This window comes from Tepidiphilus baoligensis (assembly GCF_012911495.1).
Taxonomy (GTDB): domain Bacteria; phylum Pseudomonadota; class Gammaproteobacteria; order Burkholderiales; family Rhodocyclaceae; genus Tepidiphilus; species Tepidiphilus olei.
This window is the reverse complement of sequence record NZ_JAAAUB010000010.1, coordinates 20,024-36,817: the sequence shown is the minus strand read 5'-3', so window position 1 is coordinate 36,817 and position 16,794 is coordinate 20,024. Positions and strand designations below refer to the sequence as shown.

Sequence of the window (16,794 nt, the reverse complement as noted above, 5' to 3'; positions counted from 1 at the left end):
GCTACATAGGGGAATCCCCTTCGTGTGGGTCCTTACCTCGGGTGAGGCTGGGATGCGTAGCCAAGCTTTGGGGTTGGCCGAGGCGCTAGGTTGGCCATATGAAGAGAAGCGCTACGATCTGCGCGGTCCATGGCGCCATCTGCCAGCACCGGTGGCGGTGCGTTTGGCGCGCTGGCGTTGGGGCGGGGCTGCTGCCGAGCGTGCACTCGCGGGCATGGCCGTGGGAGGAATCGACCCAATTTCCCCCCCATGGCCGGATCTGGTCATTGCCTGTGGGAGGCGGGCGCAGGTGGCAACCTTGCTCATCAAGCAAGCGAGTAGAGGTCGCACTTTTACTGTCTATATCCAGAATCCGCGTATCTCCCCGCATCATTTCGACCTCGTGGCGGCACCGGAACACGATGCGGTGCGCGGTCCGAACGTGGTGACCACGCCGTTAGCGCTACACCATGTTACGCCGCAGCGCCTTCAGGAGGCGAGGGAACGATGGTTACCGCGCTGGATGGGGCTTTTTCCCCGACCGTGGGTCGGGGTGCTGGTGGGCGGGCCCAGCCGTTCGGTGCGCTGGGACGGGGCGAGGTTCAGACAGGAGTTTTTGCGCTTGGAACAGTGGACAAAGCATGCATGCGGTAGCCTCTTCGTGACGACCTCGCGCCGTACTCCAAGCAAAGAGGTTCGCTGGCTGCAGGATCGCGTTGGGAGCGAGATCCCCGGGTGGGTATGGAGCGGAGAGGGGGAGAACCCTTATTTTGGCATCCTCACCTGTAGCGATCGGCTGTCGGTAACGCAAGATTCGGTATCGATGATTTCGGAAGCGATCGAATCGCACCGCCCCGTGTGGGATCTGTCCGTGGGCGAACTCAGCCCTCGTCTGCGTGCCTTTTCTGCGCTACTGCGGCAAAAGGGGTGGCTCACCGAAATTGGCGGGGATGCCCACACGACGATGGCACCTTATATGAATCCCACCGCGACGGTGGCACGAGAGGTGCGGAGGCGATTTACTGCGCATTGTGCCGGTGGATGAGTCGGCATGCGATACGCTGTCACTATGGAAACGCTGAACAATTGGCTGCGCGGGCGAATCGCTGCGTTGCGCGGTGCTCGCTCCTTCGCCTATCCACTCGATATGTCTCGGTCGCTGCGCTCCGTGCGCCTTGCACTTCATCCCGCTCGCTCATTTCTTCAGCGTCTCCCTCGGATTGCACGGCGGGATGACTCAGGGATCTGTGACAGGAGCCTCTTGGTTGCGCAGAATCAGTAGCACTCCTAGGGTGGTCAGAGGCCAGACGAGTGCCAGCGTGTAAGAAGCGTAGATACTCCAGTGCGCGTTGATCGGTAAGAAGGCCAGCGCAGATGTCAACCAGCCGGCGAAACCTTTAGGGGTAGTGATGTAGCGATACAGTCTCGCCAAGAAGTATAAATAGGCGACGAGATAAGCCAACAATCCGAAAATACCTGTGGAGACGAGTACGTCGAGTGCAAAGAAATGCGGGTGCGCGAAGTCTATATCGGCAAGGCCTTCCTCCTGGATCAGTTTGCGATAGCCGCGTACGCCGATGCCGGTCGTAAGGTGCTCCTTGGCGATCGTTAGCGCCGCAAGCCAGACACTGCCTCGCAGCGAGGTGGCGCGGTTGACGGCTTCGATGTTCATCTGACCGAGTTCCTGCACTTCGACGAAACGCTGTCGCGTCTGTGGTGAGGCCGCCAACACGGCAGCGATGCAGATTACGAGTGCAGCGGCTCCGGCAGTCACCCATCGCCAACTCAGGAGGCGGCGAGAGACGAGCCAGCCGCTATAGAGTACAAACGTGAGCACCATCAGAATCATTGCCGTCCGGGTGCCCGATAGGACAATCGTCGCAACCACCGGCAAGAGCATGAGGTTCCAGATCGGGGAGCGCCGCTGCAACCGGTACGAGGCGGCGAGTAGCAGTGGGAGTAAATGTGCCAAGACTATGCCAATGCTGTATTTTGGATAGAAAATCCCCTGCAGTCGGATGCCGTCGTAGGGGTAACCGAGGAGGTCGCGACCAGCGATCCATTGCAGTAAGGCATCCAGCGACCAGAATACCGCTATGGCAAGCAGCCCTTTGAGCAGCATAGCCTCGACTTCATAACGCAGCGCAAGCCATAGCAGCGGTACTCCGGCCAAGGCGTAGCAGGGATAGTAGAGCGCGCTGCCCCAGGCGCGCGCCGGATCGGCGGCATGGAGCAGGGCCCAGAACTGGGGCAGCCAGAGGCACAGTACGAAGATCAACATCGCCCGAATCGACGGTCGTTGCCACAATTCGGCACCATGACGAATGAGCAGGACGACGCCCCAGGTCGCCAGTAGCGCGAGGGGAGCATTGACCGCACGCCCGAAGGGCAGGAGGAAAAAAGCGAGCAATGTCAAGCCAATGGCAGCGCTTGCTTCGAGTTGGGATTTTGTCATGGAGAATTGCGGCAAGGGGGGCTCCTGTTCGGTGTCGTTCAAGAAGGGGACCGAGCTTCGCGACGGCTGCGGTACTTTTGCTCGGCGTCTTGCCAAATCGTTTCGATCCAGCGAGCTGGTCGGGTATATTTGTAGAGTTTTTTATACCAACGTTTGACTGGCCATTCTCCTTTGACGGCCTCGTAGGGATCTGGGGCGCCGGGGAAGGCAATGATACGCGCACCGGCGGGAATGACGGGATCCTGCCAAAAACGTTGGGGCCACGGCGGGAGGCATTGAACTTTGTAGAGTACGCACCATTCGTTGGGCCAGAAGGTCAGCTCGTGGATCGTGCGGGAGATGTAGATCTGTTCGTTGTCATGCTCGGCAAAGACTTCGCGCCAATGGGCGACGAAATGGTCGTAGAGATAGGGGTGCGCCCCGACGCGGAAGCGCACGACCGACGTATTGCCGATCCCTTTTCCTGGCTGAGTCCAGTTTTGCATCACGATGAAGCTTTTCTCGGGCTGGAAGCTGAAGAAGGGATCGAGTCCGCCCGTGATGACGACATCGAGGTCCAGAAAGAGCCAGTCGCCCTCAAGGCCGAAGAGATGCTCGCGTTCGCGGTAGAGTGTCAGCTTGCGCCAGCCAGTGTTCTTGCGGCGGCCCTCAATGGGGATCTCTGGACAAGGGTAATGCTCGATTTCCGGGAGCAAACCGGAAGGATCGTCCGTTAAGCAGACGAAGCGCAAGGGACCGCTGCACTGGGCGGCGACCATCTGATAGAGTTTATTGACGTAATCGGCCCCATACAAAGTCCCCCATTTCATGCAGAGGACCTGTTTCATGTCGGTCATCTGGCCTCCTGTCGCGCGGCGATCGCTTCTTCATACAAAGCGAGCAGCTGCGGGATTACCGCGTCTTCATGGTAGCGTTCGCGATAGCGTTTGAGCGCCCGGCGCGCGCGCTCATGCCGCTGCTGAGGATCACGCAACGCGCGTGCGATCGTTCGGGCGAGATCCTCGGCATCATTGACAGCGCACATCCAAGCGGTCTCCTCGTCGAGGATCTCGAGCGGTCCCTGGGTGCGCGTCGAGACGATCGGCACGCCGCAGGCCATCGCCTCAAGCACGACGATGCCAAAGGGTTCATCGCGCGAGGGTAGGATGAAGAGATCCGCTGGCGCGAGAAACTGCGGCACGTCCTCGACCCAACCAACGAACGTGACAGCTTCGTTCAAACCCAGTTCGGCAACCTGCGCCTTAAGGGCCGCTTCTTCCTCCCCTGCTCCGCCGAGCCGAAGGCGAAGCTGTGGAAAGCTTGGTCGCAGTTGGGCAAATGCCTGCAATAGAAGGTCGAAGCCTTTTTTGTGCACGAAGCGCCCATAGCTTGCGAGATCGATCGGTTCGGCTGCAGGTTCAGGTACTTTCCTCGCGCAGAGAAGTGTCGAAAAGTTGGGAATGACACGGATACGCTCTTCCGGCACCCTTTTTTCCCGCAGATAGCGCCGTTGGCTGTCCGTCGTGACGTTGAACCAGTCGATATTGCCGTAATATTTCAAGTTGACGTAATTGTGCAGTTTTGTGACGACCGGTTTGCCAAGGGCATGGGCCGCGCGACCAGCGAGCTTTGCTGCGCGCGCAAGTGAACATGCACGATCTGAGGTGCAAAGCGACGCAACGCTCGATGAATGGCCCAGCTTGCCAGAGGATCCCAGGTGCCCAGCACGCGGATCGGGGCGAGTTCGAGGTTGGGTATCCCCCGCAGGCGGCGCTCGGCTTCGGAACCTCTGTGACAGATGGCCTGCACTGCATGGCCGCGGCGGGCAAGCGCGGTACACAGATCGACGAAATAGCGTTCGGCACCGCCGAAGCCCTTGCTGAGCATCACCTGGCTGACTTTCACAGCCCCTCCTGGCGCAGGGTTTTCGCTGCCTCGATCGCTCATGTGCCCCAACGCACTGGCTCGCTTGGAAAGGCGAGCTCATGGCGCGAGCGCGATTCAGGACGGACATAATTAATGATCAGGGTGCGCCGGATACCTCGGATCGGACGGTGCTCGAAGCCATGCCAAGTATTGGCAGCCGGGATGAAAATAAGGCCAGTATTGAAAGCCCCCGATGCGCGTTTCACCAGTTTGCCATGCGCATCGAAGATGTCGGTTCCCCAGTGTTCCGCATCTGGATGCTCGGAGAGGTAGACGAGCATCGTGAACATCTTCGCCCCGATGTCGGTGTGCGGTTCAAGCCAGAAGCCATCGGTATCGAGGCAGTATTCAATGCGCAAGAAACCTCCTTCCAGCGAGCATCCGCATTGTGCTTCAAGCGCTGCGACCGTGGCTTGCTCTTGAAAACTGCGAGCCAGATCATCTAGTACAGGAAAACGCGCCCGGTTTTCCTCGGAGGCAAAAATGCGTTTGTCGTTGATCGTTTCTCGCCGTCCCTGAATGTCTCCCGGCGCCGGGGGAGTAAGAGGAAGCTCAGCGAGTGCCTTGCCCGTTTGAAGTGGCAAGACATCGCGTAAGATCCAATGGGGATAGGGGTTGTCCTCCCTATGGGCTGCCGCAAGAGCGCGGCGGACGTGATCAGCCATCATCATGAACTCCTGGAACACGGGCGACGGAAGAGAACGTAACCGTACCCATCCTACCCATCACTACATCATACCACGATTTTTGTTTTTGGCTTGAGCGCCTATTGCTGCAACGAGGTTCTTCAAGACACTCACAGACGGCCCTCGGCGGCCTCGGCGGGAAGGACGTGCTTGACGTCATAGAGCACGCCGTCGGGCTGCAACCAGGACCGCAGCTTCTGTGTCCCCCATTCGCGAAATTGGCGGTGCGGGACGGTGAGCACGATTGCGTCATAGGATGCGAGCGGTGGTTCGGCCACGAGTTCAATGCCGTACGTTTGGCGCGCCTCATCGGGATCTGCCCATGGATCGCAGACGTCTACCTCCATGCCGTAATCTTTGAGTTCGGCGATCACATCAACGACGCGACTGTTTCTCAGGTCGGGGCAGTTTTCCTTGAAGGTGAGCCCGAGGATGAGCGCGCGGGCGCCTTCGACGGGTCGGCGGCGTTTGATGAGGAGCTTGACCACGCGCCCGGCGACGTAGGCGCCCATGGCGTCGTTGAGCCGGCGCCCGGCGAGGATGATCTCGGGGTGGTGTCCGACTTCCTGCGCCTTGTGCGTGAGGTAGTAGGGGTCGACGCCGATGCAGTGTCCACCGACCAGACCAGGGCGAAACGGCAGGAAGTTCCACTTGGTGCCGGCCGCTTCCAGCACGGCCTGGGTGTCGATGCCGAGCCGGTTGAAGAGGATGGCGAGTTCGTTGATCAGCGCGATGTTGACGTCGCGCTGGGTGTTTTCGATCACCTTGGCGGCTTCGGCCACGCGAATGCTGGGGGCTTGGTGCGTGCCGGCGGTGATGATCTCGCGGTAGAGGGCGTCGACCCGTTCGGCGGCCTCGGGCGTGGAGCCGGAGGTGACTTTCTTGATGGTGGGCAGGCGGTGCTCGGGGTCGCCGGGGTTGATGCGCTCGGGGCTGTAGCCGACGGTGAAGTCGCGGTTGAAAACGAGGCCGGAGGTGCGCTCCAGCACCGGCACGCAGTCTTCTTCGGTGCAGCCGGGATAGACGGTGGATTCATAGATGACGAGATCGCCCGGCTTGAGCGCTTTGCCCACCGTTTCACTGGCGGCGAGCAACGCGGTGAGATCGGGGCGCTTGTGCCGGTCGATGGGGGTGGGCACCGTGACGATGAAGACGGTGCAGCGCGCTAGCTCCGCCGGATCGTCGGTGAAGCGGAGGTGACGGGCGGCGGCGAGCTCTTCGGCGGAGACTTCGCGCGTGCGGTCGAGCCCGCGGCGCAGTTCTTCGATGCGGGTGCGCTTGAGGTCGAATCCGACCACCGGGCGGCGCTTGCCGAATTCGACGGCCAGCGGCAGGCCGACGTAGCCGAGGCCGATGAGGGCAATTGTATCGTGATTCTGACCCATCATTTTCCTTTGCTCCTGAACCGTCCGGCGGAGCGTTGAGCGGGTAATGTCTTCAGGGTGTCCGCCTCGCTCATATTTGCTGCGCGGCCAGTCGATGATACACCGCCAGCGTTCCTTGGCACATGGCGGAGAGCGTGTATTCTGCCGGCAGGTCGGCGGGTGCAGGGAAGGGCTCGGCGAGCATCCGTTCGGACGTCGTCACCAGGGCGGCGAAATTCCCCGGAGGCACTGCTCCTATGGGGAAAAGGCTCGAGAGCTGCTCGCCTATGCCACCATGCGCATAGCCGATCACGGGGCGTCCAAGCGCGAGAGTTTCGAGGGTGGTGCGGCCGAAGGATTCAGGCTGACGCGACAGGGAATAGACGATCGCCGAGGCCGCGAGGATCTCGCGCAGGTCACTGCGGTGCCCCGTGAAGGTGACATGCTGTGCCAGTCCTAGCACCTGCACCTGGTGTCGCAGCGCTGCGGCATAGGCGGTACGCCGTGCATCTTCCCCTCCGACGATGAGGCCGTGGATGTCGGGGAATCGCTCGCGCAGGGTGGCGATGAGCTCGAGAAAGGTCTCGTGCCCCTTGAGTCGCGTGAGCCGCGCCGGCAGCGTGAGCCAGCGCTTGCCTTGCGTCTGCGGGAATTGCTCGTACCAGTGTGCAAACCACTCCGCGGACGGCTGGTAGCCACGGGGGTAGTGCGCTGGGTCAATGCCGCGGGGGATGACGTGGATGCGCTCGGGCGGTACGTCCGGGTAGTGCTGCAGCAGGTAGTCGCGGATGCTGTTCGAGACCGCGATCACCGCCTCGCCCCGGGTCATCACGGCGCTGTATCGTCCGACACGATAAAAACCATGGACAGTGGTCACCAATCGAGGGCGTTCCTCCGGGCGCATCCCTCGCCAGGCCAGATAGCCCACCCAGGCGGGCATGCGCGAGCGCAGGTGTAGGATATCGACGTGCTCGGCGCACAGCAGCGCTCTGAGCCGCCGCACGTAGCGCAGCAGCGTCCAAGGCGATTTTCGTCCCACGTCCCAGGTGAAGTGCTCGCTGCCGCCGCGTACGAGTGGCTCGACGAGCCTCCCGCCCCCGGAAATGACGATGGAGCGGTGCCCGGCTTCGACGAGCGCCTGAGCGATCTCGAGCGTGCCGCGTTCCACACCTCCAGCCTGTAGCGCTGGCAGCATCTGCACTACGGTTAGACGTCGACTCATGTTCGATTGAACCACCGAAGCATGCTCCCCCAGGGCTCGAGGTCGATGCGCGTGGATTGGGCACAACCGAAGTCGAGGGCGAGCCAACGCTCGCGCGGCAACCCGAGCAGGTGCCCGGCGAGCACACGCAAGGGGCCACCGTGGGCGACGATCACGATTGCCTCCTCGTCCTGGTGGCGTTCGCGCGTCTCCTGCCACCATTCGAGCACGCGCATGGCCATTTCGGCGGCCGACTCACCTCCCGGCGGCTGAAAACCGAAGGGGTTTTTCGCCCAGAGTTCCAGGGCTTCGCCCAGCGACTCGAACGGCTGCAGCTCCCATTGGCCGAAGTGCATTTCCTTGAGACGCTCGTCGAGGATGGGCTGTCCCAGGGCCTGGGCCAGCGCGTGTGCTCGGCCCGAAGGGCTGGAGAAGAGGCGAAAGCGCTCGGGCAGCCACGGGGACAGGCGCTCGGCGGCTTCCTCTGCGGGTTCGGCGAGCGGCACGTCGCTGTGGCCGTAGCACAAGCCCGGGTCGACGGCCACGCGCGGATGTCGGATCAGATGAATTTCCATGCAGCCAAGATTCCTAGCAAAAAGGTGATTTCGCCCGTTTGTTGGACGGCACCGAGCACGTCGCCGGTGTAGCCGCCCAGCCGGTGGGCGCACAGCCGGGTCCATGCGGCGGCGGCGGCCGCGGCAGCGACAAGCCCCGCGAGCGCGACCGGCGGCGGGAGACAGGTGAGCGGCGCGAGTACCCCGGCCGTGGCGACGAGCTTCGCCGCGTAGTCCAGCTCTTCAACCAGCGGTTTGGCGCGGCTCGTGGTGTCTTCGGCGCGCCCATAGGGCAACACCAGCATGGGGAATAGCACGGCGCCGCGCGAGACCGCATGCGCCGCCATGAGCGCAGCGAACAGCGATCCCGCTCCGAGCTCGCTGGCGAGCGCGGCGGTGAGCGCCACGCGCGCCCCCAGTGCCAGGATGAGGGCGGTGGCCCCGTAATTGCCCAGCCGTGCGTCCTTCATGATGGCGAGGATGTGCATTCTATCCCAGCCGGCACCGAAGCCGTCGACGGCATCGCTCAGGCCATCCTCGTGCATGGCCCCGGTGAGCAGGACCACGAACGCCACGGCGAGCACCGCGGCGACGGTCGGCGGCCACAGCCAGAGCGCCAACGACAACACCGCGGCCTCGAGGAGACCGACGACGAGTCCCGCCCAGGGGAAAAAGCCGATGGCACCGCTCTGATGGAACGGTACTTGGGGCAAGTCGCGCGGCAGCGGCAGCCGGGTGAAGAACTGCAGCGCCGCGACGAACCGCCAGAAAAGGGTACGGATCATGGTGGAGCGCGCAGGCGTGGTCGTGCCACCGCTTCAGCTGCCCGAGGCCACGCCGGCCGCGGAGAAACTGGCCATCTCGCGCAGGAAGGCGGCGGCGGAGACGACGAGCGGATAGGCGAGCGCCGCGCCGGTACCCTCGCCCAGGCGCAGGTCGAGTTCGAGGAGCGCTTCGGCGCCGAGGTGTGCGAGCTGCAGGCGGTGCCCCGGCTCCTGCGAGCGGTGCGAGAAGATGCAGTAGTCGAGCACGGCCGGTTCCAGGGCATGGGCGACGAGGAGCGCGGCGGTGACGATGAAGCCGTCGACGAGGATGACGAGACGGCGTTCGGCCGCGGCGAGCATCGCCCCGGCGATCTGGCCGATCTCGAGTCCGCCGTATTCGGCGAGCACGTCGATCGGATCGGCGGGTACGCCGCCGCGCGCGAGCGCCGTCTCGAGCAGCTGGCGTTTCTTCGCCAGTCCCTCGTCGTCGAGCCCCGTGCCGCGGCCAGTGATTGCCGCGAGCGGGGCGCCGGTGAAGCAGTGGGTGAGCAGCGTCGCCGAAGCCGTGTTGCCGATGCCCATCTCGCCCAGCAGCAGGCAGTCGGTCTCGGGTGCCAGGCGGCGCACCAGCTCGGCGCCGGTGGCGAGGCAGCGCACGGCCAATTCCCGGCCGAGCGCGGGCGCCTGGAGATAGTCGTTGCTGCCGAAAGCGAGTTTGGCGTCGATCAGGCCGGGGTGCGGCGCGAACACGTGATCCACGCCGGCGTCGACCACGGCGAGCGGGATGCCGTGCTGCCGGCAGAAGACGTTGATCGCCGCCCCGCCGGCGAGGAAGTTTTCCACCATCTGCCAGGTGACTTCGCGCGGGAAGGCCGAGATGCCGGGCCGGTGCGTGGCGCCGTGATCGGCGGCGAAGACGAGTGCCTGCGGGCGTTCCAGATGGGGGTCGAGGCGGCGTTGGATGAGACCCAAACGCAGCGCCGTGGTCTCGAGCCGCCCCAGCGCACCACGCGGCTTGGTCTTGTCGTCGATGGCGCGCTGCAGCCGGGCGGCGAGTTCCGGATCGTGCGTCGGTGTGAGGGAGAATTCGAGCATGGGGCGGAAAGGTCGTGGGCGAAAGCCCGCATTGTACGCAAACGCGATCGCGGGGGAAACGCCGTGCGCCGTGCATGAACGCTCATTTGAGCTGCAGCGGCAGTCCGGCAACGACGAAGCTCACGGCGGCGGCACGCGCGGCGACGTCTTGATTGAGCCGCCCGGCCTCGTCGCGAAAGCGCCGCCCGAGTGCGGTTTCTGGCACCAGCCCCAGGCCGACTTCGTTGGCAACCAGCACGAGCGGACCGGGCGGATCGGCCACGAGTTCGAGCAGCGCCGCGCGCTCGGCGGCGAATTCGGTCGGCGTTCGGCGCGGCGGTTCGTCGAGGCAGGCGAGCAGCCAGTTCGACAGCCACAGCGTGAGGCAATCGACGAGGACGAAGCGATCGGGGGCGGCATGGGCGCGCAGGGCGGCGGCGAGCGCGAAGGGGGTCTCCACCGTCAGCCAATGGGCGGGGCGCTCCTGCCGATGGCGGGCGATGCGCTCGGCCATTTCGCCATCGCGGGCTTCGCCCGTGACGATCACCGTCACCGGCAGACCGCTGTCTTCGGCCAGCCGTTGCGCCAGGGCGCTCTTGCCGCTGCGGGCGCCGCCGAGCAGGAAGTGGGTGCTCATATAGGTACGGGTTCGGAACCTGAAACCGCCTATTATAGAGACCCTGGACGAACCGGTTTGGAGAACATGGTCGTGGAGGAACTCGAACGCTGGGTCGATCGGCGCGTGGCCTCACCCAACTGCGACGATCGTCCGCCGGGGACGGTGATTCGCCTGGTGGTACTGCACGCGATCAGCCTGCCGCCGGAAGTCTTCGGCGGCGATGCGGTCGAGCGGCTCTTCACCAACACCCTCGATCCGGCCACTCATCCCTCCTTTGCATCGCTCGAGGGGCTGCGCGTGTCGGCACACTACTTCATCCGGCGCGACGGCGAAACGATCGAATTCGTTCCTCCGCAGCGCCGTGCCTGGCATGCCGGCCTCTCCTGGTGGGAAGGGCGGGAGCGCTGCAACGATTTCTCCGTGGGCATCGAACTCGAAGGCTCCGATCGGCAGCCTTTCACGCCGGCGCAGTACGAACGAACGGGGGCGCTCGTTGCCGCATTGATAAGAAGATATCCCGGGATCGACGCGATTGCAGGCCATTGTCATATATCTCCGGGTCGTAAGACCGACCCCGGGCCTTTCTTCGATTGGTATCGTTTTGCGTCTTCCTTGCCCGCGCCGCTCGCTGCGCGCTCGAGGATCGCCGGTCTCTTTTCGGGGCGTTTTCTTCCTCGACCGCTGTCGTAAGAATGCAACAGGGTCGGGGGGAGTTTGCGTCTCGATGGGCCAAGTCCTTGGCTTGTCGAGTTTTTTACGCTATTCTCCAAATTCCTCAATGATCGTTTCTCATCTTTTCTCTGCGGCGGCCTTGCTGCCGTCGCTCAATTCAGCCGCGTTCCGGCTGGTCTGTATGCTTTCGGGGTCGCTTTCGCCTTTGCCGCGTGTGCGGTGAAATTTCTCTCGTCCAGGCGAAGGCATCCGAATCAAGAAGGAGGTCGATGTCATGACCGACGAACGGCGTCATGATGATTCGCTAGAGCCGTCCCGCAAGACGGCGCCAGGGCGTACGGTGTCCACCGTGCTGTTGTTGCTCGCCATCGGTTTCGGTATCTTGGGTCTGGCCGTGGTCTCCGATGCAGGAGTGGCGGCCATGCCTTCCTCGGTCACGGCGTTCCTGTCTTTGTCGCAAGACGAGGACGGCGAGGAATCTTCGGGGGGGGACGTGCTTCGTGCCTCGAGCCCCATGGATGCCGTGGTCGAGCGTGCCGCAGAAGTACAGCCGCAAACCCCTGCCCCGGCGGTGAGCGGCAAGCAGAAAGTGGAGGCGCGCAAACCTTCTTCGGCGGGTTTGTCCTCGGCAGATTCAGTGCATGCCCATTTGGGGATTCAGGCGCTCAGCCCCGAGTTGCGCCGGCTGCGTGATCATGTGGCGCGTCGGTATCGGGTGGCTTCCGGGATGCTCACGCCGCTCTTTCTGGCCGTCGAGGAAGAATCGCGTCGGCGAGGGATCGATCCAACGCTGGTGGTGGCGATCATCGCCATCGAATCCGGATTCAACCCCTTCGCCGAAAGCGCTGCCGGTGCTCAGGGTTTGATGCAAGTGATCCCGAAATGGCACGGCGACAAGATCGCCGCCCGTCTCGATCGGGAAGTGCATGCGCGCGCGTTGTTCGATCCGGTGCTCAACGTAATGGTGGGCATCGACGTTTTGGTGGAGGCCATCGAACGGCATGGGGATCTGGAAACTGCCTTGCAGGCCTACAATGGGGCCATCGATGATCCCGATAGGCGCTATGCTCGGCGGGTTTTGTCGATGAAGCGCAGTCTGGAGCAGATCGCCAACCATCAGCAGCGGGGCTGACTCCCCGGCGCAGGGCGGCTGCAGTGTGCCGAGGTCAATCGTTGCGCCTGCTGGCGGGGCAGAGAGTGGTTGGGGGCGTCCTGAGCGAGATGTGCGACGCCTCACGATCCTTCACGATGATGAGCCCAGGGGGTGTTCGCGCCAGGGAACGCTTCGCCCGGCACTCGCGTGGCGGCTCATTCGAGGCGTGCATCCGTCGTTGCGATCAGGGTAGCACCTTTGCCAGCCGTTCGATGGCGGCGGCGATGCGCGCCTGGGTGGTGGTATAGGCAAAGCGCAAAAACTGCTCGGCACGATGCTCGCCGAAGTCCCGCCCGGGCGTGACGGCCACATGCGCTTCCTCGATGAATCGCTGCGCGAGTCGATCGGCCGTCTCTCCCAAGGCCGAGACGTCGGCGTAGGCATAGAAGGCGCCGGTGGGTTCGGCCGGCACGTTCAGGCCCAGGGTATCGAGTCCGCGCAGCAGCAGCGTACGCCGTTGGGCGAACTCGTGGCGTCGCCGTTCCAATTCTTCCCGGGTCTGCGGCAGGAAAGCGGCGAGCGCCGCGTGCTGGGCCACCGTTGAGGGCGAGATGAAGAGGTGCTGGGCGAGCTTTTCCGCCTCGCGCACCCAATCGGCATCGGGTAGCACCAGCCAGCCGAGGCGCCAGCCGGTCATGCCGAAATACTTGGAGAAACTGTTGACGACGAGTACGTCGTGCCGGCGCGAGAGGATGGTACGCATCTCCTCGCCGTACGTGAGCCCCTGGTAAATCTCGTCGACGAGCGTGATCACGCCGCGTGCGGCGGCCGCCTCGGCGATCGCCTCGATCTCCTCGAGCGAGAGCAGGGTGCCGGTGGGATTGGCCGGTGAGGCGAGCATCACGCCGCGGGTGCGCGGCCCGCAGGCCGCGGCGATCATCGTCGCCGTGGGCTGGAAGGCCGTCTCGGGGCCCACCGGCAGCAGCCGCACCCGCCCCTCGAAGGTGCGCACGAGGTGGCGGTTGCACGGGTAGGAAGGGTCGGGCAGCAGCCACTCGTCGCCGGGATCGGTGGTGATACCCAGCGCCAGCACCAGGGCGCCAGAAGCGCCCGCGGTGACGACGATGCGCTCGGGGGCGACGTCGGCTCCCAATCGCTCGGCGTAGAAGGCGGAGATCGCCTCGCGCAGCGCCGGCAGACCCAGCGCCGGCGTATAGGCCACGCGCCCGGCCGCGAGGAAGCGCCGGGCCGCGTCCAGCACCGGTGCGGGCGTGGGAAAGTCGGGCTCTCCCACTTCCATGTGGATGACGTCGCAGCCGGCACGTTCGAGCTCGGAGGCGCGGCGCAGCAGCTCCATCACGTGAAACGGAGCGATCTCGCCCATGCGGGCGGCGAACCTCGGGGTCATCGCCGCGCTCCTTCGTCGGTCAGTCTTCGTGCAGCATCAGTTCGAAGAGCTCGCGCTTGAGCACCAGCTCGCGCGGCAGGCGCTCGCCGAGCTTGTCGAACCATTCCTTGTGCTCGGAGAGTTCTTTGCGCCAGGCTTCGACGTCGACGCGGGTCAGCGCCTCGAACTCTTCACGGGTGATGTCGAGCCCCGTCCAGTCGATGTCTTCGAACCGCGGCATCCAGCCGAGCGGCGTCTCCTTGGCACCGACTCGCCCTTGGCAGCGATCGACGATCCACTTGAGTACGCGCATGTTCTCGCCGAATCCGGGCCACATGAAGCGGCCGTTTTCGTCCAGGCGGAACCAGTTCACGCAGAAGATGCGTGGCGGATGTTCGACCACGCGGCCCATGCGCAGCCAATGGTTGAAGTAGTCGCCCATGTGGTAGCCGCAGAAAGGCAGCATGGCGAAGGGGTCGCGGCGCACCACGCCCTCTTTGCCGGTGGCCGCCGCCGTGGTCTCCGACCCCAGGGTCGCAGCCATGTACACCCCATAGCCCCAGTTGAAGGCTTCGTAGACGAGGGGCACGGTGGTGGCGCGCCGCCCGCCGAAGATGAAGGCGGAGATGGGCACGCCTTCGGGGTTCTCCCATTCGGGGTCGATCGAGGGGCACTGGCTCGCGGGGGCGGTGAAGCGGGCGTTGGGGTGCGCGGCCTTGCGCCCGGTCTCGCGGGCGATCTCGGGCGTCCAGTCGCGCCCTTGCCAGTCGAGGCAGTGCGCCGGCGGCTCGCACATGCCTTCCCACCACACGTCGCCGTCGTCAGTGAGCGCGACGTTGGTGAAGATCACGTTAGAGTGCAGCGTGGCCATGGCGTTGGGGTTGGTCTTCACGCCGGTGCCGGGCGCGACGCCGAAGAAGCCCGCCTCGGGGTTGATGGCACGAAACTTGCCGTCGGGACCGGGCTTGATCCAGGCGATGTCGTCGCCCACCGTGGTGACCTTCCAGCCGTCGAAACGCTTGGGCGGGATGAGCATGGCGAAGTTGGTCTTGCCGCAGGCCGAGGGGAAGGCGGCGGCCACGTAGGTCTTCTCGCCCTGCGGGGATTCGACGCCGAGAATGAGCATGTGCTCGGCAAGCCAGCCCTCGTCGCGCGCCATGGTCGAGGCGATGCGCAGCGCGAAGCACTTCTTGCCAAGCAGTGCATTGCCGCCGTAGCCCGAACCGAAAGACCAGATCTCGCGGGTCTCGGGGAAGTGCACGATGTACTTGGTGTGGTTGCACGGCCAGCGCACGTCCTTTTGGCCCGGCGCGAGCGGCGCGCCCACCGAATGCACGGCCGGCACGAAGAAGCCGTTCTCGCCCAGCACGTCGTAGACGGCTTTGCCCATGCGCGTCATGATGCGCATGTTGGCCACCACGTAGGGGCTGTCGGAGAGTTCCACGCCGATGTGCGCGATCGGGCTGCCCAGCGGCCCCATGGAGAAGGGGATGACGTAGAGGGTGCGCCCGTGCATGCAACCCCGGAAAAGCCCCGTGAGCGTGGCGCGCATCTTCGCCGGATCTTCCCAGTTGTTGGTGGGGCCGGCATCGTCCGGGTCCTGGGTGCAGATGAAGGTGCGGTCTTCCACGCGGGCGACGTCGGAGGGGTCGGACCAGGCGAGGTAGGAATTGGGGCGTTTCTCGGGGTTGAGCCGGATCAGCGTGCCGGATTCGACCATCTCTTGGCACAGGCGGTCGTATTCTTCCTGCGAGCCGTCGCACCAATGGATTCGGTCGGGTTCGGTGAGCTCGGCGATGTCGGCCACCCAGCGCTTGAGCCCTTCGTGGCGCACGTAGGCAGGCGCCGAGTCGAGCGCCATGCGGCGGAAACGATTGTCGGTCATGGACTTCCTCACGGGTGATGCAGTAAAAAAGCCGGTGGCGTCGCGGCCCGCGGGCGGCGGCGAGGCCATAATTATCGCACGAGTCGATGACGGGGATACTGACCGGCAGCGTATTCATGCCGGCGAATGGCTCGTCTTCCGTCACAAACTGTTATATTTGGCGGATCGTCAGTCGCTCGATCTGCGTCGGGAGGGTGTCATGCTGCGCCGGTTCGTTCAGGGAGGGATCCTTGCGATCCTGTTGGTGGTGTCGTGGGCGCAGGCGGCCGAGCCGCCGCTCAAGTCCGAATCTTTCCTCGTGGCGGATGCGCGCTCGCTCGAGCGCATCGCCCTGCGCGGTGACCCGGCCGAACCCATGCCGATCGCCTCGATCACCAAGTTGATGACGGCCATGGTGGTGCTCGAGAGCCGTCTGCCGCTCGACGAGGAGATCAGCATCGGCAAGGAGGACGTCGATACCATCAAAGGGACCCGCTCGCGTTTGCGGATCGGAGCTCGCCTCACCCGCCGCGAGGCGTTGCTCTTGGCGCTCATGGCTTCCGAGAACCGCGCGGCCATGGCGCTGTCACGCCATTATCCCGGTGGGCGCCCGGCGTTTCTTCGAGCGATGAACGTCAAGGCGCGCATGTTGGGGATGCATCATTCCCGTTTCGTCGATCCGGCGGGGTTGAGTCCCGACAACGTGGCTTCCATGCAGGATCTGGTGAAAATGGTGCGCGCCGCGAACGAGTATCCTTTGATTCGCGACTTTTCCACCAGGGAACGGGCCGAGGTGCTCGTTGGCCGCCAGCGCGTGAGCTTTGGCACGACCAACCGTTTGGTGGGACGCGACGATTGGCGAATCTCTTTGCAGAAAACGGGCTACATCAGTGAAGCTGGCCGCTGCCTGGTGATGCTCAGCGAGCTCTCGGATCGGCCGGTGATCATCGTGTTGATGAACAGTCAGGGCAAGCTCACGCGCGTGGCCGATGCGCAGCGGCTGCGACGCTGGATGGAGGCGGGCGGCGCCGTCGCCGGGTCGGGGCTGGCAGCGCGCAGCGGTTGAGCACGAATGAGGCGTAGCACGGAAACCATCGTGCGGTTTGCCGGAGCGCGCGTCCGGCGCACGCGATGCCCGATCCATGAATCGATGGGCGAGCATCCGAGCGCCGGAGAA

17 protein-coding genes are annotated in these 16,794 nt (G+C 64.2%); 4 read left to right on the top strand and 13 right to left on the bottom strand.

Translation table 11 applies throughout. The features are described from left to right. Window positions 1–52 precede the first annotated feature (52 nt). A complete protein-coding gene (locus GV368_RS07825) occupies window positions 53–1,024 on the top strand; it encodes a mitochondrial fission ELM1 family protein (protein ID WP_169116117.1) in 972 nt (323 codons plus the stop codon). 192 nt (window positions 1,025–1,216) lie between these two features. Here the strand turns inward: GV368_RS07825 and GV368_RS07820 are convergent, their stop codons facing one another. From GV368_RS07820 to cobU, 11 genes are all read right to left on the bottom strand, one after another. After that, window positions 1,217–2,476: an O-antigen ligase family protein gene (locus GV368_RS07820; protein WP_169116116.1), complete on the bottom strand. Its 1,260-nt coding sequence runs from the start codon at window positions 2,474–2,476 to the stop codon at window positions 1,217–1,219. After that, window positions 2,473–3,270, bottom strand: a complete 798-nt coding sequence (locus GV368_RS07815; protein WP_206673348.1) for a hypothetical protein — start codon at window positions 3,268–3,270, stop codon at window positions 2,473–2,475. The genes GV368_RS07820 and GV368_RS07815 overlap by 4 nt, the downstream gene beginning before the upstream one ends. Beyond that, window positions 3,267–3,974: a glycosyltransferase family 4 protein gene (locus GV368_RS07810; RefSeq protein ID WP_206673347.1), complete on the bottom strand. Its 708-nt coding sequence runs from the start codon at window positions 3,972–3,974 to the stop codon at window positions 3,267–3,269. Before GV368_RS07810 ends, GV368_RS07815 begins: the two co-directional genes overlap by 4 nt. Then, complete coding sequence (locus tag GV368_RS11145) at window positions 3,971–4,318, bottom strand: glycosyltransferase (protein WP_206673346.1); 348 nt, start codon at window positions 4,316–4,318, stop codon at window positions 3,971–3,973. Before GV368_RS11145 ends, GV368_RS07810 begins: the two co-directional genes overlap by 4 nt. A 38-nt stretch (window positions 4,319–4,356) precedes the next feature. Beyond that, window positions 4,357–5,010 carry a hypothetical protein gene (locus tag GV368_RS07805; RefSeq protein ID WP_206673345.1) on the bottom strand — a complete coding sequence of 218 codons (654 nt, stop codon included), beginning with the start codon at window positions 5,008–5,010 and terminating at the stop codon, window positions 4,357–4,359. Between the two features lie 125 nt (window positions 5,011–5,135). Continuing rightward, a complete protein-coding gene (tviB, locus tag GV368_RS07800) occupies window positions 5,136–6,413 on the bottom strand; it encodes a Vi polysaccharide biosynthesis UDP-N-acetylglucosamine C-6 dehydrogenase TviB (protein ID WP_169116115.1) in 1,278 nt (425 codons plus the stop codon). A 67-nt stretch (window positions 6,414–6,480) separates the two neighbouring features. Next, window positions 6,481–7,611, bottom strand: a complete 1,131-nt coding sequence (locus GV368_RS07795; protein WP_169116114.1) for a glycosyltransferase family 4 protein — start codon at window positions 7,609–7,611, stop codon at window positions 6,481–6,483. Beyond that, the gene (locus tag GV368_RS07790; protein WP_169116113.1) at window positions 7,608–8,165 is read right to left on the bottom strand and encodes a histidine phosphatase family protein; all 558 of its coding nucleotides are present in this window, start codon (window positions 8,163–8,165) and stop codon (window positions 7,608–7,610) included. The genes GV368_RS07795 and GV368_RS07790 overlap by 4 nt, the downstream gene beginning before the upstream one ends. Beyond that, the gene (locus tag GV368_RS07785) at window positions 8,150–8,929 is read right to left on the bottom strand and encodes an adenosylcobinamide-GDP ribazoletransferase (protein ID WP_169116112.1); all 780 of its coding nucleotides are present in this window, start codon (window positions 8,927–8,929) and stop codon (window positions 8,150–8,152) included. Before GV368_RS07785 ends, GV368_RS07790 begins: the two co-directional genes overlap by 16 nt. Window positions 8,930–8,962: 33 nt before the next feature. Next, window positions 8,963–10,003 carry a nicotinate-nucleotide--dimethylbenzimidazole phosphoribosyltransferase gene (gene cobT, locus GV368_RS07780; RefSeq protein WP_142811545.1) on the bottom strand — a complete coding sequence of 347 codons (1,041 nt, stop codon included), beginning with the start codon at window positions 10,001–10,003 and terminating at the stop codon, window positions 8,963–8,965. Between the two features lie 82 nt (window positions 10,004–10,085). Continuing rightward, complete coding sequence (gene cobU / locus GV368_RS07775) at window positions 10,086–10,619, bottom strand: bifunctional adenosylcobinamide kinase/adenosylcobinamide-phosphate guanylyltransferase (RefSeq protein WP_169116111.1); 534 nt, start codon at window positions 10,617–10,619, stop codon at window positions 10,086–10,088. Window positions 10,620–10,685: 66 nt separating this feature from the next. Between cobU and ampD the strand changes: the two genes are divergently transcribed. Both ampD and GV368_RS07765 read left to right on the top strand, forming a co-directional pair. Beyond that, window positions 10,686–11,291, top strand: a complete 606-nt coding sequence (gene ampD / locus GV368_RS07770; RefSeq protein WP_142803860.1) for a 1,6-anhydro-N-acetylmuramyl-L-alanine amidase AmpD — start codon at window positions 10,686–10,688, stop codon at window positions 11,289–11,291. A 256-nt stretch (window positions 11,292–11,547) separates the two neighbouring features. After that, entirely contained in the window at window positions 11,548–12,405 is an 858-nt protein-coding gene (locus GV368_RS07765; RefSeq protein ID WP_169116110.1) for a lytic transglycosylase domain-containing protein, read from the top strand. A 205-nt stretch (window positions 12,406–12,610) separates the two neighbouring features. Here GV368_RS07765 and GV368_RS07760 read toward each other — a convergent pair whose 3' ends face one another. Both GV368_RS07760 and GV368_RS07755 read right to left on the bottom strand, forming a co-directional pair. Beyond that, on the bottom strand, window positions 12,611–13,774 hold the full coding sequence (locus tag GV368_RS07760) for a pyridoxal phosphate-dependent aminotransferase (protein ID WP_169116109.1): 1,164 nt from the start codon (window positions 13,772–13,774) through the stop codon (window positions 12,611–12,613). 19 nt (window positions 13,775–13,793) lie between these two features. Further along, a complete protein-coding gene (locus tag GV368_RS07755; protein WP_178086756.1) occupies window positions 13,794–15,638 on the bottom strand; it encodes a phosphoenolpyruvate carboxykinase (GTP) in 1,845 nt (614 codons plus the stop codon). 199 nt (window positions 15,639–15,837) lie between these two features. On the opposite strand from GV368_RS07755, the gene pbpG reads away from it, so the two are divergent. Then, window positions 15,838–16,683 (top strand): D-alanyl-D-alanine endopeptidase, encoded by an 846-nt coding sequence (gene pbpG / locus GV368_RS07750; protein WP_169116108.1) that lies wholly within the window; start codon window positions 15,838–15,840, stop codon window positions 16,681–16,683. The last annotated feature ends 111 nt before the right edge of the window (window positions 16,684–16,794 follow it).